This is a genomic window from Mixta calida (assembly GCF_002953215.1).
Taxonomy (GTDB): domain Bacteria; phylum Pseudomonadota; class Gammaproteobacteria; order Enterobacterales; family Enterobacteriaceae; genus Mixta; species Mixta calida.
Window position 1 is genome coordinate 467193 of sequence record NZ_CP026378.1, and the last position, 19635, is coordinate 486827.

Below are 19635 nucleotides of genomic sequence, written 5' to 3' on the forward strand. Positions count from 1 at the left end.
CTGCAGACATTTGCCAGACTAGCGCTGCGCAAATTTGTATGACGAGTCTGCCCTGGCCGCGCTGAGACAGGCTCCAGCCAATTAGGGTAAAGTCTTTCATGTCTAATCCATTCAATCCGGGCGATCTGAGCGATATCGATTTACTCGATCAGCATCCGTTCGACCAAACCGATTACGATATTCTTAAGTCTTACGAGGCTGTCGTGGACGGGCTCGCCATGCTTATCGGTTCGCATTGCGAAATCGTGCTCCATTCGCTGGAAGATTTAAAATGTTCCGCGGTGCGCATCGCCAACGGCGAGCATACTGGCCGTAAAGTCGGCTCACCGATTACCGATCTGGCGCTGCGCATGCTGCATGATATGACCGGGGCGGACAGCAACGTCTCGCGCGCCTATTTCACCCGCGCGAAAAGCGGCGTGCTGATGAAGTCAGTGACGATCGCTATCCGCAATCGTCAGCAACGCGTGATAGGCCTGCTCTGCATCAACATGAACCTTGATGTGCCGTTCTCGCAAATTATGTCGACCTTTATGCCGCCGGAGACGCCGGATGTCGCTTCGCAGGTTAACTTCGCCTCCTCTGTAGAGGATCTGGTGACACAGACGCTGGAATTCACCATTGAAGAGGTGAGCGCCGATCGCAACGTAGCGAATAACATGAAGAACCGCCAGATTGTGCTGAACCTCTATGAGAAAGGCATTTTTGATATCAAGGACGCCATCAATCAGGTGGCCGACCGGCTTAATATTTCCAAACACACGGTCTATCTCTATATCCGCCAGTTTAAGAGCGGCGATACAGGGCAGGAGCGGTGATGCGTTACACGCTGTTGGTGACCGGGCCGGCTTATGGTACGCAGCAGGCGAGCAGCGCGCTGCTGTTCGCCCACGCTTTAATGGCGGCGGGTCATCAGCTGTCGAGCGTCTTCTTTTATCGCGAAGGCGTGCTTAACGGCAATCAGCTGACGGCGCCGGCCAGCGACGAGTTCGATCTGGTACGCGCCTGGCAGGCCTTGCAACAGCAGGGCGTGACGCTGAACATTTGCGTGGCGGCCGCGTTGCGGCGCGGCGTGACCGATGAGCAGGAGGCGGCCAGCCAGGGATTGCCAGCGGCCAATCTGCAGCCGGGATTCCAGCTGGCAGGCCTCGGCGCGCTGGCGGAAGCGGCGTTGACCAGTGACAGAGTGGTACAGTTTTAATGAAGTCGATCGCCTTTGTGTTTACGCGCGCGCCTCACGGCAGCAGTAGCGGACGAGAAGGGCTGGATGCCGCGCTGGCGACTGCCGCCGTTTGCGAACAGGTATCGCTGTTTTTTATCGGCGACGGCGTGCTGCAGCTGACTGCCGGGCAGCAGCCGGAGAAAGTGCTGGCGCGTAACTATATCGCTACCTTCGGCGTGCTGCCGTTGTATGACGTCGAGGCGTGCTACCTCTGCGCGCAGTCGCTGGCTGAACGCGGCCTGACGGCGGAAAGCCAACGGGTGCTGGACGCCGAGGTGCTGGAGAGCGACGCGCTGCGCGCCCGGCTCGCCGAAGCGGACCACATCCTGACTTTTTAAAGGAGCGAGAATGCTGCATACGCTGGCCAGTTCCCCTTTCCAGTGCGATTACACATTGCTGCTGCGCATGTTGCGGCCGGAAGACGACGTGCTGTTGATGCAGGATGGCGTGCTGGCGGGCCTGCAGGGCAGCCGGATGCTGACGCCGCTGTTGAACGCGCCTGTACGGGTTTGGGCGCTGGGCGACGACCTGGCGGCGCGTGGTTTGTCTGCTCAAATTTCACCCAAAATCACGGTGATTGACTATAATGATTTCGTTACGCTAACGATAAATCATAAGCAGCAAATGCCCTGGTGAGCATAAGACGCTGGTTATTTCTTGACACCTTTTCTGCTCAGCCCTAAAATTCTGCGTCCTCGTATTAATACGAGGCGATTTATTACGTGTTTACGAAGCAAAAGCTAAATCCAGGAGCTATTTAATGGCAACAGTTAACCAGCTGGTTCGCAAACCGCGCGTACGCAAAGTTGCTAAAAGCAACGTGCCGGCGCTGGAAGCTTGCCCGCAAAAACGTGGTGTTTGTACTCGTGTGTACACCACCACTCCGAAAAAACCGAACTCCGCACTGCGTAAAGTATGCCGTGTGCGTTTAACCAACGGTTTCGAAGTGACTTCCTACATTGGTGGCGAAGGCCACAACCTGCAGGAACACTCCGTAATCCTGATCCGTGGCGGTCGTGTTAAAGACCTGCCAGGTGTGCGTTACCACACCGTTCGTGGCGCGCTTGACTGCTCTGGTGTTAAAGACCGTAAGCAGGCTCGCTCCAAGTATGGCGTGAAGAAGCCAAAGGCTTAATGGTTCTCCGTTAAGTAAGGCCAAACGTTTTAACTTAAATGTCAAACTAAACTCGTAGAGTTTTGGACAATCCTGAATTATCAACGGAGTATTTCCATGCCACGTCGTCGCGTCATTGGTCAACGTAAAATCCTGCCGGATCCGAAATTCGGATCTGAGCTGCTGGCCAAATTTGTAAACATCCTGATGGTAGATGGTAAAAAATCTACTGCTGAAGCAATCGTGTATACCGCGCTGGAGACCCTGGCTCAGCGTTCTGGTAAAACCGAACTGGAAGCTTTCGAAGTCGCTCTCGACAACGTACGTCCGACTGTAGAAGTTAAGTCACGTCGCGTTGGCGGTTCAACTTATCAGGTACCAGTTGAAGTCCGTCCGGTCCGTCGTAATGCCCTGGCAATGCGTTGGATCGTAGAAGCTGCTCGTAAACGCGGTGATAAATCGATGGCTCTGCGCCTGGCGAACGAACTTTCTGATGCTGCTGAGAACAAAGGTACTGCAGTGAAGAAACGTGAAGACGTTCACCGTATGGCCGAAGCCAACAAGGCGTTCGCTCACTACCGCTGGTAATAACCACGTAGTTATTGTTAACCCAGCGGGCGCTCAATTAGCCAACCCGCTGGGGCTGACTTATTTTGAACGTCCGAGAATCAGAGGAATCAAATGGCTCGTACAACACCCATTGCACGTTACCGTAACATCGGTATCAGTGCTCACATCGACGCCGGTAAGACCACGACCACCGAGCGTATCCTGTTCTACACCGGTGTTAACCACAAAATCGGTGAAGTGCATGATGGCGCTGCGACCATGGACTGGATGGCGCAGGAGCAAGAGCGTGGTATTACCATTACTTCTGCTGCGACCACCGCGTTCTGGTCTGGTATGGCCAAACAGTTTGAGCCGCACCGCATCAACATCATCGACACCCCGGGACACGTTGACTTCACCATCGAAGTAGAACGTTCCATGCGTGTTCTTGATGGCGCAGTGATGGTTTACTGTGCGGTTGGTGGTGTTCAGCCGCAGTCTGAGACCGTATGGCGTCAGGCTAACAAATATAAAGTTCCGCGCATCGCGTTCGTTAACAAAATGGACCGCATGGGCGCCAACTTCCTGAAAGTTGTTGGTCAGATCAAAACCCGTCTGGGCGCAAACCCGGTTCCTCTGCAGCTGGCTATCGGCGCGGAAGAGAAATTTACCGGCGTTGTTGACCTGATCAAAATGAAAGCCATCAACTGGAACGATGCAGACCAGGGCGTAACCTTCGAATACGAAGATATCCCGGCTGACATGGTTGACCTGGCTGAAGAATGGCATCAGAACCTGATCGAATCTGCGGCTGAAGCTTCTGAAGAGCTGATGGAGAAATACCTCGGCGGCGAAGAGCTGACTGAAGAAGAGATCAAGAAAGCACTGCGTCAGCGCGTGCTGAACAATGAGATCATCCTGGTTACCTGTGGTTCTGCATTTAAGAACAAAGGTGTTCAGGCGATGCTGGATGCAGTGGTTGAGTTCCTGCCAGCACCGACCGACGTACCGGCTATCAAAGGTATGCTGGACGACGGTAAAGATACTCCGGCAGAGCGTCACTCTGACGATAAAGAGCCGTTCTCTGCTCTGGCGTTCAAAATCGCGAACGACCCGTTCGTAGGTAACCTGACCTTCTTCCGCGTTTATTCTGGCGTGGTGAACTCAGGCGATACCGTACTGAACTCTGTGAAATCACAGCGTGAGCGTTTTGGCCGTATCGTACAGATGCACGCCAACAAACGTGAAGAGATCAAAGAAGTTCGCGCGGGCGACATCGCTGCGGCGATCGGTCTGAAAGACGTGATCACCGGCGACACCCTGTGCGATCCGAACAACCCGATCATCCTGGAACGTATGGAATTCCCGGAGCCGGTTATCTCTATCGCGGTTGAACCGAAAACCAAAGCTGACCAGGAAAAAATGGGTCTGGCTCTGGGTCGTCTGGCGAAAGAAGACCCGTCATTCCGCGTATGGACTGACGAAGAATCTAACCAGACCATCATCGCTGGTATGGGCGAACTGCACCTCGACATCATCGTTGACCGTATGAAACGCGAGTTCAACGTTGAAGCGAACGTCGGTAAGCCGCAGGTTGCTTATCGCGAAACTATCCGCGACACCATCAAGGATGTCGAAGGTAAACACGCGAAACAGTCTGGTGGTCGCGGTCAGTACGGTCACGTTGTGATCGACCTGTATCCGCTGGAGCCGGGCGGCAAAGGTTACGAATTTGTCAACGACATCAAAGGCGGTGTAATTCCTGGCGAATACATCCCGGCTGTTGACAAAGGTATCCAGGAGCAGCTGAAATCTGGTCCGCTGGCTGGTTATCCGGTAGTTGATCTGGGCGTTCGTCTGCACTTCGGTTCTTACCACGATGTGGACTCCTCTGAACTGGCGTTTAAACTGGCTGCATCTCTGGCGTTTAAAGACGGCTTTAAGAAAGCGAAGCCTGTTCTGCTTGAGCCGATCATGAAGGTTGAAGTTGAAACGCCGGAAGAGAACATGGGTGACGTAATCGGTGACCTGAACCGTCGTCGCGGCATCATCGAAGGTATGGATGACACCGCTACCGGTAAAACCGTTCGCGCTCAGGTACCGCTGTCTGAAATGTTCGGTTATGCTACTGACCTGCGTTCTCAGACCCAGGGCCGTGCTTCTTACTCCATGGAGTTCTTGAAGTACGCGGAAGCGCCGAACAACGTCGCTCAGGCCGTTATTGAAGCTCGTAGCAAATAAGCTACGGTTTTAGAATAGTGAACAGATGCCCTCATCAAGGATGAGGGCATAACAGTAAGGAATATCGCCATGGCGAAAGAGCAATTTCAGCGTAACAAACCGCACGTTAACGTTGGTACTATCGGCCACGTTGACCACGGTAAAACCACTCTGACCGCAGCTATCACCACCGTTCTGTCTAAAACTTACGGTGGCCAGGCTCGTGCGTTCGATCAGATCGATAACGCGCCGGAAGAGAAGGCACGTGGTATCACCATCAACACCTCTCACGTTGAGTATGAAACCCCGTCTCGTCACTACGCGCACGTTGACTGCCCGGGCCACGCCGACTACGTGAAAAACATGATCACCGGTGCTGCTCAGATGGACGGCGCTATCCTGGTTGTTGCTGCGACTGACGGCCCGATGCCGCAGACCCGTGAGCACATCCTGCTGGGTCGTCAGGTTGGCGTTCCGTACATCATCGTGTTCCTGAACAAGTGTGACATGGTTGATGACGAAGAGCTGCTGGAACTGGTTGAGATGGAAGTGCGTGACCTGCTGTCTCAGTACGACTTCCCGGGCGACGACACTCCGATCGTTCGCGGTTCCGCGCTGAAAGCGCTGGAAGGCGACGCTGAGTGGGAAGCGAAAATCATCGAGCTGGCTGGCCACCTGGATACCTACATCCCGGAACCAGAGCGCGCGATTGACAAGCCGTTCCTGCTGCCGATCGAAGACGTATTCTCCATCTCTGGTCGTGGTACCGTAGTGACCGGTCGTGTTGAGCGCGGCATCATCAAAGTGGGTGAAGAAGTTGAAATCGTGGGTATCAAAGATACCGCGAAATCTACCTGTACCGGCGTTGAAATGTTCCGCAAACTGCTGGATCAGGGTCAGGCTGGTGAGAACGTCGGCGTTCTGCTGCGTGGCATCAAGCGTGAAGAAATCGAGCGTGGCCAGGTTCTGGCTAAGCCGGGCTCTATCAAGCCGCACACCCAGTTCGAATCAGAAGTGTACATCCTGTCCAAAGACGAAGGCGGCCGTCACACTCCGTTCTTCAAAGGCTACCGTCCTCAGTTCTACTTCCGTACGACTGACGTAACGGGCACCATTGAACTGCCGGAAGGCGTTGAGATGGTTATGCCGGGCGACAACATCAAAATGGTTGTTACCCTGATCCACCCGATCGCGATGGACGACGGTCTGCGTTTCGCAATCCGCGAAGGCGGCCGTACCGTTGGCGCGGGCGTTGTAGCACGCGTTATCGCTTAATTAGCGATAGCAGAGCGAAGGTTTTGGCTTTTGCTCAGTTAAAGAGGGCGCTTCGGCGCCCTTTTTTATTATTCCTTTCTGAACAGCCTGTCTCAATATCCTTACAAAGCCCAGGATTGAAATAAAAACCATTCTCATTTAGTATGCGCTCAGTAATTATACCGGAGCCGATAAATGTACGTCTGTCTGTGTAATGCGATAAGCGATAAAACCGTGCGTGAGGTTGTGCGTCGCTATCAGCCTAAATCTATCCAACAGCTGCGTCATTTCGTGCCGGTTGGAAAACAGTGTGGAAAATGCATCCGCGCCGTACGTGAAATCATGGATGAAGAGATGCAGCAACCGACGCTGTATAGAGAGATCGCCTGAAGATACCCACAGATTCACCATTGCTTTTTTGACTTCTTTCTAACCACATCTACGCTCTAATTAACTGGAAGCGGAGGAAAGAAAATGAAAGGCGATGCAAAGATCATAAGTCATCTGAATAAACTTTTAGGAAATGAAATAGTTGCGATCAATCAGTATTTTCTTCATGCGCGGATGTTCAAAAACTGGGGCTTGATGCGCCTGAACGACGTGGAATACCACGAGTCGATCGATGAGATGAAGCATGCGGATAAGTACATTGAACGCATACTTTTTCTGGAAGGCGTGCCTAATTTGCAGGATGTAGGCCGTCTGCGCATCGGCGAGGATGTGGAAGAGATGCTGCGCTGCGACCTGGCCCTTGAACTGGAAGGCGCCAAAGATCTGCGGGAAGCGATAGCCTGGGCCGATAAAATCTACGACTACGTCAGCCGAGATATGATGATCGAAATCCTCGCTGACGAAGAGCATCATATTGACTGGCTGGAAACCGAGCTGGACCTGATACAAAAAATGGGCATCCAGAATTATCTACAGGCGCAGATTAGAGAAGAAAACTAACATTCGCTTCCTGACTGTGCCAAACGAATACTGCCCAGCCTGCAAGAGATAAGCAGGGTCCAAAAGGCAGCTGGCGATCGGCGCCGGCGCCGCCTTTCTTTATCCCGCCATGCCAAAAAAGCAGCACGCCTCCCAACGCCGCGAACGTAGCGATAGCAGGCAAGGCCTGCCAGCCACACCAGGCGCCCAGCGCTGCAAACAGCTTCATATCGCCATATCCTAACCCCTCTCGTTGACGAAATAACCAGAATAGCCAGTAAAGCAACCACAGCGAAAGCCAACCCAGCAATGCTCCGCATACTGCTGTCGGCAGTTTCTCCTCGTTGAGCAGCAGATGGTAAAGCAAGCCAAGCCAGAGTAAGGGAAGCGTCAATATGTCGGGCAAGATCAAATATTGTTCGTCAATAAGGCTAAGCAGAAGGAGCGCCGCGCTTAGCAATAAGGTAAACATGAGCGCGGCGGGGGAGGGGACACGCCAGGCTGAAAGGCAGAAAAGCAGGCTGGCGAGTACCTCGACGGCAGGGAGCCGCCACGGAAGTTTGTGGCGGCAATAACGACATCTTCGATGCCAACGCATCCAGCTATAAAGCGGAATCAGATCGCCTGGCTGAAGCCGCTGCCGACAGACGGCGCAGCGGGAAGAAGGAAAAAATAGCCGTTGAAGCCACTGCCGTTCCGTCAGCTCCGGACGATAACGATCGGCTGCCAGACAAAGAAAGCTGCCTGTCACCAGTCCTGCCAGCCCGAAAATCAAAATGACCATCATGTAAAGTGCCTTCCTTAGAGAGAGATGAAAGGCCACAGCGTAAAGGGAGCATTTGAGGCTGTCGTCCGGCTTTAATGCATTGCCGAAAGCTGCGCGCAATAAATATCGCTGCGTTGCGCATTCTCCGGCCTATCGCTACGCCTGCTCCCACTTTTTCACTCTCATACTGCCTGACGGGTTGCTATCTGAACAAATTCCCGTATAATGCGCGGGCCTGCTGATATTGCAGGCGCGATTCGAGCAGAATCGCAGGCTTGTCGGATATCGACCGGCCTGACAATACTCCCGATTGGGGAGTTATATGCTGAACGATTACACTCCCCCATCAATCGTAATGGGTGCGAGGAGTAATTCTTTTCGTTTATAAAATAATTGGAGCTCTGGTCTCATGCAGAACCAAAGAATCCGTATCCGTCTTAAAGCGTTTGATCATCGTCTGATCGATCAATCAACCGCGGAAATCGTTGAGACCGCCAAGCGCACTGGTGCGCAGGTGCGTGGTCCGATCCCGCTGCCGACCCGCAAAGAGCGCTTTACCGTTCTGATCTCCCCGCACGTTAACAAAGACGCGCGCGACCAGTACGAAATCCGCACTCACAAGCGTCTGGTTGACATCGTTGAGCCAACTGAAAAAACCGTTGATGCTCTGATGCGTCTGGATCTGGCTGCCGGTGTAGACGTGCAGATCAGCCTGGGTTAATCAGGTCATCGAGCGATTGAGAGGTTGAAACAATGATTGGTTTAGTCGGTAAAAAAGTGGGTATGACCCGCATCTTCACTGAAGAAGGCGTATCTATCCCTGTAACCGTAATCGAAGTCGAAGCAAACCGTGTTACTCAGGTTAAAGGTCTGGACAGCGACGGCTACCGCGCAATCCAGGTTACCACCGGTGCGAAAAAAGCGAACCGCGTGACCAAACCTGAAGCAGGTCATTTTGCTAAAGCTGGCGTAGAAGCTGGCCGTGGTCTGTGGGAATTCCGCACCGCTGAAGGTGAAGAATATACCGTTGGCCAGGACATCAGCGTTGAAATTTTCGCTGACGTTAAAAAAGTTGACGTGACTGGTACGTCCAAAGGTAAAGGTTTCGCCGGTACTGTTAAGCGCTGGAACTTCCGTACCCAGGATGCTACCCACGGTAACTCCTTGTCTCACCGCGTTCCGGGTTCTATCGGTCAGAACCAGACTCCGGGCAAAGTGTTTAAAGGCAAAAAAATGGCAGGTCAGCTGGGTAATGAGCGCGTAACCGTTCAGAGCCTGGACGTAGTACGTGTTGACGCTGAGCGCAACCTGCTGCTGGTTAAAGGTGCTGTCCCGGGCGCAACCGGTAGCGACCTGATCGTTAAACCAGCTGTTAAGGCGTGAGGGGGCGAGGAATGGAATTAGTAATGAAAGACGCGCAAAGCGCGCTGACTGTTTCCGAAACTACCTTCGGTCGTGATTTCAACGAAGCGCTGGTACATCAGGTTGTTGTTGCTTACGCAGCTGGCGCCCGTCAGGGCACTCGTGCTCAGAAAACCCGTGCTGAAGTCACTGGTTCTGGCAAGAAGCCGTGGCGTCAGAAAGGCACCGGCCGTGCGCGTTCAGGTTCTGTTAAGAGCCCGATCTGGCGTTCAGGTGGTGTGACTTTCGCTGCGAAGCCGCAGGATCACAGTCAAAAAGTTAACAAAAAGATGTACCGCGGCGCGCTGAAAAGCATTCTGTCCGAGCTGGTACGTCAGGATCGTCTGATCGTTGTCGAGAAGTTCTCTGTAGAAGCGCCGAAAACCAAGCTGCTGGCACAGAAACTGAAAGATATGGCGCTGGAAGACGTGCTGATCATCACCGGTGAACTGGATGAAAATCTGTTCCTGGCTGCGCGTAACCTGTACAAGGTTGACGTGCGCGATGCAGCGGGTATCGATCCGGTTAGCCTGATCGCCTTCGACAAAGTCGTTATGACTGCTGACGCAGTTAAGCAAGTTGAGGAGATGCTGGCATGATCCGTGAAGAACGTCTGCTGAAAGTGCTGCGCGCGCCGCACGTTTCTGAAAAAGCGTCTACTGCGATGGAAAAAACCAACACCATCGTTCTCAAAGTTGCGAAAGACGCGTCCAAAGCAGAAATCAAAGCCGCTGTGCAGAAACTGTTTGAAGTTGAAGTCAAAGACGTCAACACCCTGGTCGTTAAAGGCAAGGTGAAGCGTCATGGACAGCGTATTGGTCGTCGTAGCGACTGGAAGAAAGCTTACGTCACCCTGAAAGAAGGCCAGAATCTGGACTTCGTCGGCGGCGCAGAGTAAGTCGGAGGAGAAGAACAATGGCAATTGTTAAATGTAAACCGACATCTCCGGGTCGTCGCCACGTAGTTAAAGTGGTGAACCCAGAGCTGCACAAGGGCAAACCATTTGCTCCGCTGCTGGAAAAAAACAGCAAATCCGGTGGCCGTAACAACAATGGCCGCATCACTACCCGTCACATCGGTGGTGGTCATAAGCAGGCTTACCGTCTGGTTGACTTTAAACGCAACAAAGATGGTATCCCGGCTGTTGTTGAACGTCTTGAGTACGATCCGAACCGTTCCGCGAACATCGCGCTGGTTCTGTACAAAGACGGCGAGCGCCGTTATATCCTGGCCCCTAAAGGCCTGAAAGCTGGCGACCAGATTCAGTCTGGCGTTGATGCTGCGATCAAAGCAGGTAACACCCTGCCGATGCGTAACATCCCAGTTGGTTCCACCGTGCATAACGTAGAAATGAAACCAGGCAAGGGCGGCCAGATTGCGCGTTCTGCTGGTACTTACGTGCAGATCGTTGCGCGTGAAGGTTCCTACGTAACCCTGCGTCTGCGTTCAGGCGAAATGCGTAAAGTCGAAGCTGACTGCCGCGCAACCCTGGGCGAAGTCGGTAACGCTGAGCACATGCTGCGCGTTCTGGGTAAAGCAGGTGCTGCCCGCTGGCGTGGTGTTCGTCCGACCGTTCGCGGTACTGCGATGAACCCAGTAGATCACCCGCACGGTGGTGGTGAAGGTCGTAACTTTGGTAAGCACCCGGTCACTCCGTGGGGCGTTCAGACCAAAGGTAAGAAGACCCGTAGCAACAAGCGTACTGATAAATTTATCGTACGTCGCCGTAGCAAATAATATTAGAGGATAAGCCATGCCACGTTCTCTCAAGAAAGGTCCTTTTATTGACCTGCACTTGCTGAAGAAGGTAGAGAAAGCGGTGGAAAGCGGTGACAAGAAGCCCCTGCGCACTTGGTCCCGTCGTTCAACGATCTTTCCAAATATGATCGGTTTGACCATCGCTGTCCATAATGGTCGTCAGCACGTACCTGTCTTTGTTTCCGACGAAATGGTTGGTCACAAGCTGGGTGAATTCGCGCCGACTCGTACTTATCGCGGTCACGCGGCTGATAAAAAAGCCAAGAAACGCTAAGGCAGGAGGAAGAGATGGAAACTATTGCTCAACATCGCCACGCTCGTTCTTCTGCTCAAAAGGTTCGCCTGGTGGCTGACCTGATTCGCGGTAAGAAAGTGTCGCAGGCTCTGGACATCCTGACCTACACCAACAAGAAAGCTGCTGTACTGGTCAAGAAGGTGCTGGAATCTGCCATTGCTAACGCCGAACACAACGATGGCGCTGATATCGACGATCTGAAAGTCGCGAAAATTTTCGTCGACGAAGGCCCAAGCATGAAGCGCATTATGCCGCGTGCGAAAGGTCGTGCAGATCGCATCCTGAAGCGCACCAGCCACATTACTGTGGTTGTGTCCGATCGCTGAGACTCTGGAGACTAGCAATGGGTCAGAAAGTACATCCTAATGGTATTCGACTGGGTATTGTTAAACCCTGGAACTCTACCTGGTTCGCTAATACCAAAGAATTCGCTGACAACCTGGACAGCGATTTTAAAGTGCGTCAGTTCCTGACTAAAGAACTGGCTAAAGCGTCTGTATCGCGCATCGTTATCGAGCGTCCGGCGAAAAGCATCCGTGTGACCATTCACACCGCTCGCCCAGGCATCGTTATCGGTAAAAAAGGCGAAGACGTAGAAAAACTGCGCACGGTCGTAGCGAATATCGCTGGCGTACCGGCACAGATCAATATCGCCGAAGTCCGTAAACCGGAACTGGACGCGAAATTGGTTGCTGACAGCATCACTTCTCAGCTGGAGCGTCGTGTGATGTTCCGTCGTGCGATGAAGCGTGCTGTACAGAACGCAATGCGTCTGGGCGCCAAAGGTATTAAAGTTGAAGTTAGCGGCCGTCTGGGCGGCGCGGAAATCGCACGTACCGAATGGTACCGCGAAGGTCGCGTACCGTTGCACACTCTGCGTGCTGACATTGACTACAACACCTCAGAAGCGCACACCACTTATGGTGTAATCGGCGTTAAGGTATGGATCTTCAAAGGTGAGATCCTGGGTGGTATGGCTGCTGTTGAACAACCGGAAAAACCGGCTGCTCAACCGAAAAAGCAGCAGCGTAAAGGCCGTAAGTAAGGAGAGTCGCTGATGTTACAACCAAAGCGTACAAAATTCCGTAAGGTGCACAAAGGCCGCAACCGTGGTCTGGCTGCCGGTACGGATGTGAGCTTCGGTACTTTCGGTCTGAAAGCTGTTGGCCGTGGTCGTCTGACTGCTCGTCAGATCGAAGCAGCACGTCGTGCTATGACCCGTGCAGTTAAGCGTCAAGGTAAGATCTGGATCCGTGTATTCCCGGACAAACCGATCACCGAGAAGCCGCTGGAAGTGCGTATGGGTAAAGGTAAAGGTAACGTGGAGTATTGGGTTGCCTTGATCCAGCCGGGTAAAGTCCTGTATGAAATGGACGGCGTACCGGAAGAGCTGGCCCGTGAAGCCTTCAAGCTGGCAGCAGCAAAACTGCCTATCAAAACCACCTTTGTTACTAAGACGGTGATGTAATGAAAGCAAAAGAGCTGCGTGAAAAAAGCGTTGAAGAGCTGAACACTGAGCTGCTTAACCTGCTGCGTGAGCAATTTAACCTGCGCATGCAGGCAGCGTCTGGCCAGCTGCAGCAGACCCATCTGCTGAAGAATGTGCGCCGTGATGTTGCACGCGTTAAGACTTTACTGACTGAGAAGGCGGGTGCGTAATGACCGATAAAATCCGTACTCTGCAAGGTCGTGTTGTTAGTGACAAAATGCAGAAATCTGCAGTTGTTGCTATCGAGCGTTTCGTGAAGCACCCGATCTACGGTAAATTCATTAAGCGTACGACTAAGCTGCACATCCATGACGAGAACAACGAATGCGGTATCGGCGACGTGGTTGAAATCCGCGAATGCCGTCCGCTGTCCAAGACTAAGTCCTGGACGCTGGTTCGCGTTGTAGAGAAAGCGGTTCTGTAATAGAATCCCCTTCTCTAAAAAATAAGATAAACGGCTCGCAAGAGCCGTTTATTTTTTCTACCCATCTGCGAGAACCGGTGTTATAATGCCGCGCCCTCAATTATGGGGCTTTCTAACGACCTGCAGTTTGGGTCCCGAAGTAGTAGTTGACATTAGCGGAGCACTAAAATGATCCAAGAACAGACTATGCTGAACGTCGCCGACAACTCCGGTGCACGTCGCGTAATGTGTATCAAGGTTCTGGGTGGCTCGCACCGTCGCTACGCAGGCGTAGGCGACATCATCAAAGTTACCATCAAGGAAGCAATTCCGCGTGGTAAAGTGAAAAAAGGTGATGTGCTTAAGGCGGTAGTGGTGCGCACCAGGAAGGGTGTTCGTCGCCCTGACGGTTCTGTCATTCGCTTCGATGGTAATGCATGCGTTATTCTGAACAATAACAGCGAGCAGCCGATCGGAACGCGTATTTTTGGGCCGGTAACTCGTGAACTTCGTAACGAAAAGTTCATGAAAATTATCTCCCTGGCACCAGAAGTACTCTAAGGAGCGAAGAATGGCAGCGAAAATCCGTCGTAATGACGAAGTTATCGTGCTGACCGGCAAAGATAAAGGTAAGCGCGGTAAAGTGAAAAATGTCCTGTCTTCTGGCAAGGTCATTGTTGAAGGTATCAACCTGGTGAAGAAACATCAGAAGCCGGTTCCGGCTCTGAACCAACCGGGCGGCATCGTTGAAAAAGAAGCTGCAATTCAGGTTTCTAACGTTGCTATCTTCAATGCGGCTACCGGTAAGGCTGACCGTGTAGGCTTTAGATTCGAAGACGGCAAAAAAGTCCGTTTCTTCAAGTCTAACAGCGAAACTATCAAGTAATTTGGAGTAGTACGATGGCGAAACTGCATGATTACTACAAAGACGAAGTAGTTAAGAAACTCATGACTGAGTTTGGCTACAATTCTGTCATGCAAGTCCCTCGGGTCGAGAAGATCACCCTGAACATGGGTGTTGGTGAAGCGATCGCTGACAAGAAGCTGCTGGATAACGCAGTAGCAGACCTGGCAGCCATCTCCGGTCAAAAACCGCTGGTCACCAAAGCACGCAAATCAGTTGCAGGCTTCAAAATCCGTCAGGGCTATCCGATCGGCTGTAAAGTAACTCTGCGTGGCGAACGCATGTGGGAGTTCTTTGAGCGTCTGGTCACTATTGCTGTACCGCGTATTCGTGACTTCCGCGGCCTGTCCGCCAAGTCTTTCGATGGTCGTGGTAACTACAGCATGGGCGTCCGTGAGCAGATCATCTTCCCAGAAATCGACTACGACAAAGTCGATCGCGTTCGTGGTTTGGATATCACCATTACCACTACTGCGAAATCTGATGATGAAGGCCGTGCTCTGCTGGCTGCCTTTGACTTCCCGTTCCGTAAGTAAGGTAGGGTTACTTAATGGCTAAGCAATCAATGAAAGCACGCGAAGTCAAGCGTGAGAAATTAGCAGACAAATTCTTCGCGAAACGCGCTGAACTGAAAGCGATCATTTCTGATGTGAACGCCTCCGACGAAGATCGTTGGAATGCTGTTCTCAAGCTGCAGAGTCTGCCGCGTGATTCCAGCCCGTCTCGTCAGCGTAACCGCTGCCGTCAAACAGGTCGTCCGCATGGTTTCCTGCGGAAGTTCGGGTTGAGCCGTATCAAGGTCCGTGAAGCCGCTATGCGCGGTGAAATCCCGGGTCTGAAAAAGGCTAGCTGGTAATTGTCACCAATTGAATCACGGGAGTAAAGACAGATGAGCATGCAAGATCCGATCGCGGATATGCTGACCCGTATCCGTAACGGTCAGGCCGCGAACAAAGTTGCGGTCACCATGCCTTCCTCCAAGCTGAAAGTGGCAATCGCCAACGTGCTGAAGGAAGAAGGTTATATTGAAGATTTCAAAATCGAAGGCGACATCAAGCCGGAACTGGAACTGACTCTTAAGTATTTCCAGGGTAAAGCTGTGGTAGAAAGCATTCAACGTGTTAGCCGTCCTGGCCTGCGCATCTATAAGAAAAAAGATGAGCTGCCGAAGGTAATGGCTGGACTGGGTATTGCTGTTGTTTCTACCTCTAAAGGTGTTATGACTGATCGTGCAGCGCGCCAAGCTGGTCTTGGTGGCGAAATTATCTGCTACGTAGCTTAATCGGAGGAAAAAATGTCTCGTGTTGCTAAAGCACCTGTCGTTGTTCCTGCCGGCGTAGAGGTAAAACTCAACGGTCAGGTTATTTCGATCAAAGGTAAAAACGGCGAGCTGACTCGTACTATCAATAATGCTGTTGAAGTTAAGCATGCTGACAACGCTCTGACTTTCGCTCCGCGCGAAGGTTTCGTTGACGGTTGGGCGCAAGCGGGTACTACCCGTGCGCTGCTGAACGCAATGGTTATCGGTGTTACCGAAGGCTTCACTAAGAAGCTGCAGCTGGTTGGTGTAGGTTATCGTGCAGCCGTTAAAGGCAACGTCGTGAATCTGTCACTGGGTTTTTCTCACCCGGTTGATCACGAACTGCCTGCAGGCATCACTGCAGAATGTCCGACTCAGACTGAAATCGTACTGAAAGGTGCTGATAAACAGCTGATCGGCCAGGTTGCGGCTGACTTGCGCGCCTACCGTCGTCCTGAGCCTTACAAAGGCAAGGGTGTTCGTTACGCCGACGAAGTCGTGCGTACCAAAGAGGCTAAGAAGAAGTAAGGTAACACTATGGATAAGAAATCTGCTCGTATCCGTCGTGCGACCCGCGCACGTCGCAAGATCAAAGAGCTGGGTGCTACTCGCCTGGTGGTACATCGTACCCCGCGTCACATTTACGCACAGGTCATCGCCCCGAACGGCTCTGAAGTTCTGGTTGCTGCTTCTACTGTAGAAAAAGCTATCTCTGAACAACTGAAGTACACCGGCAATAAAGACGCTGCGTCTGCTGTAGGTAAAGCTATTGCTGAGCGCGCGTTGGAAAAAGGCATCAAAGACGTTGCTTTCGACCGTTCCGGTTTCCAATATCATGGTCGCGTCCAGGCACTGGCAGAAGCTGCCCGTGAAGCTGGCCTTCAGTTCTAAGGTAGAGGTCTAAGATGGCACACATCGAGAAACAAGCTGGTGAACTGCAGGAAAAGCTGATCGCGGTAAACCGTGTATCTAAAACTGTGAAAGGTGGCCGTATTTTCTCCTTCACCGCACTGACTGTAGTGGGTGACGGCAACGGTCGCGTTGGTTTTGGTTACGGTAAAGCGCGTGAAGTACCGGCAGCGATCCAGAAAGCGATGGAAAAAGCCCGTCGCAACATGATTAACGTCGCGCTGACTAACGGCACCCTGCAGCACCCTGTTAAAGGTGCGCACACAGGTTCCCGTGTGTTCATGCAGCCGGCTTCTGAAGGTACCGGTATCATCGCCGGCGGTGCAATGCGCGCCGTTCTGGAAGTCGCTGGAGTTCATAACGTACTGGCTAAAGCGTATGGTTCTACTAACCCGATTAACGTGGTTCGTGCAACTATCGATGGCCTGGAAAATATGAAGTCTCCGGAAATGGTCGCTGCCAAGCGTGGTAAATCCGTTGAAGAAATTCTGGGGTAATTGACCATGGCAAAGACGATCAAAATTACTCAAACCCGCAGTGCAATCGGCCGTCTGCCTAAGCATAAGGCAACGCTGCTTGGCCTGGGTCTGCGTCGCATTGGCCACACCGTTGAGCGTGAAGATACGCCTGCTGTTCGCGGTATGGTTAACGCGGTTTCCTACATGGTTAAAGTGGAGGAGTAACAGATGCGTTTGAATACTCTGTCTCCGGCCGAAGGCTCAAAACAGGCGGGTAAACGCCTGGGTCGTGGTATCGGTTCTGGTCTCGGTAAAACCGGCGGCCGTGGTCACAAAGGTCAGAATTCTCGTTCTGGCGGTGGCGTACGTCGTGGTTTCGAAGGCGGTCAGATGCCTCTGTACCGTCGTCTGCCGAAATTCGGTTTCACTTCTCGCAAAGCAATGGTGACGGCGGAAGTTCGTCTGAACGAGCTGGCGAAAGTGGAAGGCGGTATCGTTGACCTGAATACGCTGAAAGCAGCGAACATCATCGGTACTCAGATCGAATTCGTGAAAGTGATTCTGTCTGGCGAAGTTTCTGCACCGGTAACGGTTCGCGGTCTGCGTGTCACTAAAGGCGCTCGTGCTGCAATCGAAGCTGCTGGCGGTAAAATTGAGGAATAAGTAGCAGATGGCTAAGCAACCAGGATTAGATTTTCAAAGTGCCAAGGGCGGTTTCGGCGAACTGAAACGCAGACTTTTGTTTGTCATCGGTGCGCTGATTGTATTCCGCATTGGCTCTTTTATTCCGATCCCTGGTATCGATGCCACTGTACTTGCCAAACTGCTTGAGCAACAGCGTGGCACCATTATTGAAATGTTTAACATGTTCTCTGGTGGTGCTTTAAGCCGTGCTTCTATCTTTGCTCTGGGTATCATGCCGTATATTTCGGCGTCGATTATTATCCAGCTGCTGACGGTGGTTCATCCCGCCCTGGCAGAAATCAAGAAAGAAGGGGAGGCTGGCCGTCGTAAGATTAGCCAGTACACCCGTTACGGCACTCTGGTATTGGCGATTTTTCAGTCGATCGGTATTGCTACCGGTCTGCCGAATATGCCTGGAATGCAGGGCCTGGTGATGAATCCGGGCTTTGCCTTCTATTTTACCGCTGTTGTGAGCCTGGTGACGGGAACCATGTTCCTGATGTGGCTGGGCGAACAGATTACTGAGCGGGGTATCGGCAACGGTATCTCCATCATAATCTTTGCGGGTATCGTTGCGGGTCTTCCGCCGGCCATTGGCCATACCATCGAGCAAGCGCGGCAAGGCGACCTGCACTTCCTTCTGTTGCTGTTGGTTGCAGTTCTCGTATTTGCAGTGACCTTCTTCGTTGTTTTCGTTGAGCGTGGTCAACGCCGCATTGTGGTGAACTATGCGAAACGTCAGCAAGGCCGTCGTGTCTATGCTGCGCAGAGTACACATTTACCGCTGAAAGTGAACATGGCAGGGGTTATCCCGGCTATTTTCGCCTCCAGCATTATCCTGTTCCCGGCCACCATTGCTTCTTGGTTTGGCGGCGGCACAGGATGGAACTGGCTGACAACTATTTCAATGTATTTGCAGCCAGGCCAACCGCTTTATGTGCTACTCTATGCGACTGCAATCATCTTCTTCTGTTTCTTCTATACGGCGTTGGTTTTCAACCCGCGTGAAACAGCAGATAACCTGAAGAAGTCTGGTGCATTTGTACCAGGAATTCGTCCGGGAGAGCAAACGGCGAAGTACATCGATAAAGTGATGACGCGTCTGACGCTGGTCGGTGCGCTCTACATTACTTTCATCTGCCTGATCCCGGAGTTCATGCGTGATGCGATGAAGGTACCGTTCTACTTCGGTGGAACCTCACTGCTTATCGTCGTTGTGGTCATCATGGACTTTATGGCTCAAGTGCAAACTCTGATGATGTCCAGTCAGTACGAGTCTGCATTGAAGAAAGCAAACCTGAAAGGCTATAGCCGCTGATCAGGCGCTTGAGAAGTTACGGAGAGTAAAAATGAAAGTTCGTGCTTCCGTCAAGAAATTATGTCGTAACTGCAAAATCATCCGTCGCGACGGCGTTGTACGCGTGATTTGCAGTGCCGAGCCTAAGCACAAACAGCGCCAGGGCTGATTTTCTCGCATATTTTTCTTGCAAAGTCGGGTTGAGCTGGCTAGATTAGCCAGCCAATCTTTTGTATGTCTGTGCGTTTCCATTTGAGTATCCTGAAAACGGGCTTTTCAGCATGGGGCGCATATATAATTTATAGGAGTGCATAGTGGCCCGTATAGCAGGCATTAACATTCCTGATCAGAAACATGCTGTGATCGCGTTAACTTCGATCTACGGCGTCGGCAAGACTCGCTCCAAGGCCATCTGTGCTGCTGCGGGTATCGCTGAAGATGTTAAGATCAGTGAGCTGTCTGAAGAACAAATCGACACGCTGCGTGACGAAGTTGCCAAATTTGTCGTTGAAGGTGATCTGCGCCGTGAAGTTAGCATGAGCATCAAACGTCTGATGGACCTTGGTTGCTATCGCGGTTTGCGTCATCGTCGTGGTCTGCCAGTGCGCGGTCAGCGTACTAAGACCAACGCCCGTACCCGTAAGGGTCCGCGCAAACCGATCAAGAAATAATCGGGGTGATT

The 19635-nt window shown here is 52.2% G+C and carries 35 protein-coding genes; 34 read left to right on the forward strand and 1 reads right to left on the reverse strand.

Annotated elements, in window-relative coordinates; genetic code table 11:
• Positions 1–98: 98 nt before the first annotated feature.
• From C2E16_RS02075 to bfr, 10 genes are all read left to right on the forward strand, one after another.
• Entirely contained in the window at positions 99–818 is a 720-nt protein-coding gene (locus C2E16_RS02075) for a helix-turn-helix transcriptional regulator (protein ID WP_038629744.1), read from the forward strand.
• Entirely contained in the window at positions 818–1201 is a 384-nt protein-coding gene (gene tusD / locus C2E16_RS02080) for a sulfurtransferase complex subunit TusD (RefSeq protein WP_038629745.1), read from the forward strand. Before C2E16_RS02075 ends, tusD begins: the two co-directional genes overlap by 1 nt.
• Entirely contained in the window at positions 1201–1560 is a 360-nt protein-coding gene (tusC, locus tag C2E16_RS02085) for a sulfurtransferase complex subunit TusC (RefSeq protein WP_038629746.1), read from the forward strand. The genes tusD and tusC overlap by 1 nt, the downstream gene beginning before the upstream one ends.
• 10 nt (positions 1561–1570) lie before the next feature.
• A complete protein-coding gene (gene tusB, locus C2E16_RS02090) occupies positions 1571–1858 on the forward strand; it encodes a sulfurtransferase complex subunit TusB (protein ID WP_038629747.1) in 288 nt (95 codons plus the stop codon).
• Positions 1859–1982: 124 nt separating this feature from the next.
• Positions 1983–2357: a 30S ribosomal protein S12 gene (gene rpsL / locus C2E16_RS02095; RefSeq protein ID WP_003852912.1), complete on the forward strand. Its 375-nt coding sequence runs from the start codon at positions 1983–1985 to the stop codon at positions 2355–2357.
• A 96-nt stretch (positions 2358–2453) separates the two neighbouring features.
• Entirely contained in the window at positions 2454–2924 is a 471-nt protein-coding gene (gene rpsG / locus C2E16_RS02100; protein ID WP_038629748.1) for a 30S ribosomal protein S7, read from the forward strand.
• Between the two features lie 93 nt (positions 2925–3017).
• Positions 3018–5126, forward strand: a complete 2109-nt coding sequence (fusA, locus tag C2E16_RS02105) for an elongation factor G (protein WP_038629749.1) — start codon at positions 3018–3020, stop codon at positions 5124–5126.
• Positions 5127–5195: 69 nt separating this feature from the next.
• Positions 5196–6380, forward strand: a complete 1185-nt coding sequence (gene tuf, locus C2E16_RS02110) for an elongation factor Tu (RefSeq protein ID WP_104951403.1) — start codon at positions 5196–5198, stop codon at positions 6378–6380.
• 174 nt (positions 6381–6554) lie between these two features.
• Positions 6555–6749: a bacterioferritin-associated ferredoxin gene (bfd, locus tag C2E16_RS02115; protein WP_038629751.1), complete on the forward strand. Its 195-nt coding sequence runs from the start codon at positions 6555–6557 to the stop codon at positions 6747–6749.
• 84 nt (positions 6750–6833) lie between these two features.
• Complete coding sequence (bfr, locus tag C2E16_RS02120) at positions 6834–7310, forward strand: bacterioferritin (protein ID WP_038629753.1); 477 nt, start codon at positions 6834–6836, stop codon at positions 7308–7310.
• Here bfr and C2E16_RS02125 read toward each other — a convergent pair.
• Complete coding sequence (locus C2E16_RS02125; RefSeq protein ID WP_084970646.1) at positions 7294–8076, reverse strand: prepilin peptidase; 783 nt, start codon at positions 8074–8076, stop codon at positions 7294–7296. The genes bfr and C2E16_RS02125 overlap by 17 nt on opposite strands.
• A 388-nt stretch (positions 8077–8464) precedes the next feature.
• Between C2E16_RS02125 and rpsJ the strand changes: the two genes are divergently transcribed.
• From rpsJ to rpsM, 24 genes are all read left to right on the forward strand, one after another.
• Positions 8465–8776, forward strand: coding sequence for a 30S ribosomal protein S10 (gene rpsJ, locus C2E16_RS02130; protein ID WP_001181005.1), 312 nt, complete (start codon positions 8465–8467; stop codon positions 8774–8776).
• A 32-nt stretch (positions 8777–8808) separates the two neighbouring features.
• Positions 8809–9438, forward strand: a complete 630-nt coding sequence (gene rplC, locus C2E16_RS02135) for a 50S ribosomal protein L3 (protein ID WP_038629754.1) — start codon at positions 8809–8811, stop codon at positions 9436–9438.
• A gap of 11 nt (positions 9439–9449) precedes the next feature.
• Positions 9450–10055, forward strand: coding sequence for a 50S ribosomal protein L4 (gene rplD / locus C2E16_RS02140; RefSeq protein ID WP_038629755.1), 606 nt, complete (start codon positions 9450–9452; stop codon positions 10053–10055).
• Positions 10052–10354 carry a 50S ribosomal protein L23 gene (gene rplW / locus C2E16_RS02145; RefSeq protein WP_038629756.1) on the forward strand — a complete coding sequence of 101 codons (303 nt, stop codon included), beginning with the start codon at positions 10052–10054 and terminating at the stop codon, positions 10352–10354. Before rplD ends, rplW begins: the two co-directional genes overlap by 4 nt.
• 17 nt (positions 10355–10371) lie before the next feature.
• Entirely contained in the window at positions 10372–11193 is an 822-nt protein-coding gene (gene rplB, locus C2E16_RS02150; RefSeq protein WP_038629757.1) for a 50S ribosomal protein L2, read from the forward strand.
• Between the two features lie 16 nt (positions 11194–11209).
• Complete coding sequence (gene rpsS / locus C2E16_RS02155; protein WP_004929772.1) at positions 11210–11488, forward strand: 30S ribosomal protein S19; 279 nt, start codon at positions 11210–11212, stop codon at positions 11486–11488.
• Positions 11489–11502: 14 nt separating this feature from the next.
• Positions 11503–11835: a 50S ribosomal protein L22 gene (gene rplV / locus C2E16_RS02160; RefSeq protein ID WP_007891659.1), complete on the forward strand. Its 333-nt coding sequence runs from the start codon at positions 11503–11505 to the stop codon at positions 11833–11835.
• 17 nt (positions 11836–11852) lie between these two features.
• On the forward strand, positions 11853–12554 hold the full coding sequence (rpsC, locus tag C2E16_RS02165) for a 30S ribosomal protein S3 (protein WP_038629758.1): 702 nt from the start codon (positions 11853–11855) through the stop codon (positions 12552–12554).
• Between the two features lie 12 nt (positions 12555–12566).
• Complete coding sequence (gene rplP, locus C2E16_RS02170; protein ID WP_008927134.1) at positions 12567–12977, forward strand: 50S ribosomal protein L16; 411 nt, start codon at positions 12567–12569, stop codon at positions 12975–12977.
• Positions 12977–13168, forward strand: a complete 192-nt coding sequence (gene rpmC / locus C2E16_RS02175) for a 50S ribosomal protein L29 (protein ID WP_038629759.1) — start codon at positions 12977–12979, stop codon at positions 13166–13168. Before rplP ends, rpmC begins: the two co-directional genes overlap by 1 nt.
• Entirely contained in the window at positions 13168–13422 is a 255-nt protein-coding gene (gene rpsQ / locus C2E16_RS02180) for a 30S ribosomal protein S17 (RefSeq protein WP_013510766.1), read from the forward strand. Before rpmC ends, rpsQ begins: the two co-directional genes overlap by 1 nt.
• 168 nt (positions 13423–13590) lie before the next feature.
• On the forward strand, positions 13591–13962 hold the full coding sequence (gene rplN / locus C2E16_RS02185) for a 50S ribosomal protein L14 (protein ID WP_038629760.1): 372 nt from the start codon (positions 13591–13593) through the stop codon (positions 13960–13962).
• 10 nt (positions 13963–13972) lie between these two features.
• The gene (gene rplX, locus C2E16_RS02190; protein WP_038629761.1) at positions 13973–14287 is read left to right on the forward strand and encodes a 50S ribosomal protein L24; all 315 of its coding nucleotides are present in this window, start codon (positions 13973–13975) and stop codon (positions 14285–14287) included.
• 14 nt (positions 14288–14301) lie between these two features.
• Complete coding sequence (rplE, locus tag C2E16_RS02195) at positions 14302–14841, forward strand: 50S ribosomal protein L5 (protein WP_038629762.1); 540 nt, start codon at positions 14302–14304, stop codon at positions 14839–14841.
• A gap of 14 nt (positions 14842–14855) precedes the next feature.
• On the forward strand, positions 14856–15161 hold the full coding sequence (gene rpsN, locus C2E16_RS02200; RefSeq protein ID WP_038629763.1) for a 30S ribosomal protein S14: 306 nt from the start codon (positions 14856–14858) through the stop codon (positions 15159–15161).
• A 33-nt stretch (positions 15162–15194) separates the two neighbouring features.
• Positions 15195–15587: a 30S ribosomal protein S8 gene (rpsH, locus tag C2E16_RS02205; protein ID WP_017374146.1), complete on the forward strand. Its 393-nt coding sequence runs from the start codon at positions 15195–15197 to the stop codon at positions 15585–15587.
• 12 nt (positions 15588–15599) lie between these two features.
• A complete protein-coding gene (gene rplF, locus C2E16_RS02210) occupies positions 15600–16133 on the forward strand; it encodes a 50S ribosomal protein L6 (protein ID WP_038629764.1) in 534 nt (177 codons plus the stop codon).
• A gap of 9 nt (positions 16134–16142) precedes the next feature.
• The gene (rplR, locus tag C2E16_RS02215; protein WP_038629765.1) at positions 16143–16496 is read left to right on the forward strand and encodes a 50S ribosomal protein L18; all 354 of its coding nucleotides are present in this window, start codon (positions 16143–16145) and stop codon (positions 16494–16496) included.
• Between the two features lie 14 nt (positions 16497–16510).
• Positions 16511–17011: a 30S ribosomal protein S5 gene (rpsE, locus tag C2E16_RS02220; protein WP_038629766.1), complete on the forward strand. Its 501-nt coding sequence runs from the start codon at positions 16511–16513 to the stop codon at positions 17009–17011.
• 6 nt (positions 17012–17017) lie between these two features.
• On the forward strand, positions 17018–17197 hold the full coding sequence (gene rpmD, locus C2E16_RS02225) for a 50S ribosomal protein L30 (RefSeq protein ID WP_004846568.1): 180 nt from the start codon (positions 17018–17020) through the stop codon (positions 17195–17197).
• 3 nt (positions 17198–17200) lie between these two features.
• The gene (rplO, locus tag C2E16_RS02230; RefSeq protein WP_038629767.1) at positions 17201–17635 is read left to right on the forward strand and encodes a 50S ribosomal protein L15; all 435 of its coding nucleotides are present in this window, start codon (positions 17201–17203) and stop codon (positions 17633–17635) included.
• A 7-nt stretch (positions 17636–17642) separates the two neighbouring features.
• Positions 17643–18974: a preprotein translocase subunit SecY gene (secY, locus tag C2E16_RS02235; RefSeq protein ID WP_084970645.1), complete on the forward strand. Its 1332-nt coding sequence runs from the start codon at positions 17643–17645 to the stop codon at positions 18972–18974.
• Positions 18975–19005: 31 nt separating this feature from the next.
• Entirely contained in the window at positions 19006–19122 is a 117-nt protein-coding gene (gene rpmJ / locus C2E16_RS02240) for a 50S ribosomal protein L36 (protein WP_004160566.1), read from the forward strand.
• Positions 19123–19267: 145 nt separating this feature from the next.
• Positions 19268–19624, forward strand: coding sequence for a 30S ribosomal protein S13 (gene rpsM / locus C2E16_RS02245; protein WP_008457189.1), 357 nt, complete (start codon positions 19268–19270; stop codon positions 19622–19624).
• Positions 19625–19635 lie beyond the last annotated feature (11 nt).

What these genes read in the sequence shown, in the direction of transcription:
- rpsS (WP_004929772.1), top strand. Translation starts at nt 11,210, where the DNA reads ATGCCACGTTCTCTCAAGAAAGGTCCTTTTATTGACCTGCACTTGCTG.
- tusD (WP_038629745.1), top strand. Translation starts at nt 818, where the DNA reads ATGCGTTACACGCTGTTGGTGACCGGGCCGGCTTATGGTACGCAGCAG.
- rpsQ (WP_013510766.1), top strand. Translation starts at nt 13,168, where the DNA reads ATGACCGATAAAATCCGTACTCTGCAAGGTCGTGTTGTTAGTGACAAA.
- bfr (WP_038629753.1), top strand. Translation starts at nt 6,834, where the DNA reads ATGAAAGGCGATGCAAAGATCATAAGTCATCTGAATAAACTTTTAGGA.
- secY (WP_084970645.1), top strand. Translation starts at nt 17,643, where the DNA reads ATGGCTAAGCAACCAGGATTAGATTTTCAAAGTGCCAAGGGCGGTTTC.
- rpsN (WP_038629763.1), top strand. Translation starts at nt 14,856, where the DNA reads ATGGCTAAGCAATCAATGAAAGCACGCGAAGTCAAGCGTGAGAAATTA.
- rpsC (WP_038629758.1), top strand. Translation starts at nt 11,853, where the DNA reads ATGGGTCAGAAAGTACATCCTAATGGTATTCGACTGGGTATTGTTAAA.
- rpsG (WP_038629748.1), top strand. Translation starts at nt 2,454, where the DNA reads ATGCCACGTCGTCGCGTCATTGGTCAACGTAAAATCCTGCCGGATCCG.
- rplD (WP_038629755.1), top strand. Translation starts at nt 9,450, where the DNA reads ATGGAATTAGTAATGAAAGACGCGCAAAGCGCGCTGACTGTTTCCGAA.
- rplR (WP_038629765.1), top strand. Translation starts at nt 16,143, where the DNA reads ATGGATAAGAAATCTGCTCGTATCCGTCGTGCGACCCGCGCACGTCGC.
- rplB (WP_038629757.1), top strand. Translation starts at nt 10,372, where the DNA reads ATGGCAATTGTTAAATGTAAACCGACATCTCCGGGTCGTCGCCACGTA.
- fusA (WP_038629749.1), top strand. Translation starts at nt 3,018, where the DNA reads ATGGCTCGTACAACACCCATTGCACGTTACCGTAACATCGGTATCAGT.
- rplP (WP_008927134.1), top strand. Translation starts at nt 12,567, where the DNA reads ATGTTACAACCAAAGCGTACAAAATTCCGTAAGGTGCACAAAGGCCGC.
- C2E16_RS02125 (WP_084970646.1), bottom strand. Translation starts at nt 8,076, where the DNA reads ATGATGGTCATTTTGATTTTCGGGCTGGCAGGACTGGTGACAGGCAGC.
- rpsE (WP_038629766.1), top strand. Translation starts at nt 16,511, where the DNA reads ATGGCACACATCGAGAAACAAGCTGGTGAACTGCAGGAAAAGCTGATC.
- tusB (WP_038629747.1), top strand. Translation starts at nt 1,571, where the DNA reads ATGCTGCATACGCTGGCCAGTTCCCCTTTCCAGTGCGATTACACATTG.
- rpsH (WP_017374146.1), top strand. Translation starts at nt 15,195, where the DNA reads ATGAGCATGCAAGATCCGATCGCGGATATGCTGACCCGTATCCGTAAC.
- rplE (WP_038629762.1), top strand. Translation starts at nt 14,302, where the DNA reads ATGGCGAAACTGCATGATTACTACAAAGACGAAGTAGTTAAGAAACTC.
- rplW (WP_038629756.1), top strand. Translation starts at nt 10,052, where the DNA reads ATGATCCGTGAAGAACGTCTGCTGAAAGTGCTGCGCGCGCCGCACGTT.
- rpmJ (WP_004160566.1), top strand. Translation starts at nt 19,006, where the DNA reads ATGAAAGTTCGTGCTTCCGTCAAGAAATTATGTCGTAACTGCAAAATC.
- rplX (WP_038629761.1), top strand. Translation starts at nt 13,973, where the DNA reads ATGGCAGCGAAAATCCGTCGTAATGACGAAGTTATCGTGCTGACCGGC.
- rpsJ (WP_001181005.1), top strand. Translation starts at nt 8,465, where the DNA reads ATGCAGAACCAAAGAATCCGTATCCGTCTTAAAGCGTTTGATCATCGT.
- rpsL (WP_003852912.1), top strand. Translation starts at nt 1,983, where the DNA reads ATGGCAACAGTTAACCAGCTGGTTCGCAAACCGCGCGTACGCAAAGTT.
- tuf (WP_104951403.1), top strand. Translation starts at nt 5,196, where the DNA reads ATGGCGAAAGAGCAATTTCAGCGTAACAAACCGCACGTTAACGTTGGT.
- bfd (WP_038629751.1), top strand. Translation starts at nt 6,555, where the DNA reads ATGTACGTCTGTCTGTGTAATGCGATAAGCGATAAAACCGTGCGTGAG.
- rplF (WP_038629764.1), top strand. Translation starts at nt 15,600, where the DNA reads ATGTCTCGTGTTGCTAAAGCACCTGTCGTTGTTCCTGCCGGCGTAGAG.
- rplN (WP_038629760.1), top strand. Translation starts at nt 13,591, where the DNA reads ATGATCCAAGAACAGACTATGCTGAACGTCGCCGACAACTCCGGTGCA.
- rplC (WP_038629754.1), top strand. Translation starts at nt 8,809, where the DNA reads ATGATTGGTTTAGTCGGTAAAAAAGTGGGTATGACCCGCATCTTCACT.
- rplV (WP_007891659.1), top strand. Translation starts at nt 11,503, where the DNA reads ATGGAAACTATTGCTCAACATCGCCACGCTCGTTCTTCTGCTCAAAAG.
- C2E16_RS02075 (WP_038629744.1), top strand. Translation starts at nt 99, where the DNA reads ATGTCTAATCCATTCAATCCGGGCGATCTGAGCGATATCGATTTACTC.
- rpmC (WP_038629759.1), top strand. Translation starts at nt 12,977, where the DNA reads ATGAAAGCAAAAGAGCTGCGTGAAAAAAGCGTTGAAGAGCTGAACACT.
- tusC (WP_038629746.1), top strand. Translation starts at nt 1,201, where the DNA reads ATGAAGTCGATCGCCTTTGTGTTTACGCGCGCGCCTCACGGCAGCAGT.
- rplO (WP_038629767.1), top strand. Translation starts at nt 17,201, where the DNA reads ATGCGTTTGAATACTCTGTCTCCGGCCGAAGGCTCAAAACAGGCGGGT.
- rpmD (WP_004846568.1), top strand. Translation starts at nt 17,018, where the DNA reads ATGGCAAAGACGATCAAAATTACTCAAACCCGCAGTGCAATCGGCCGT.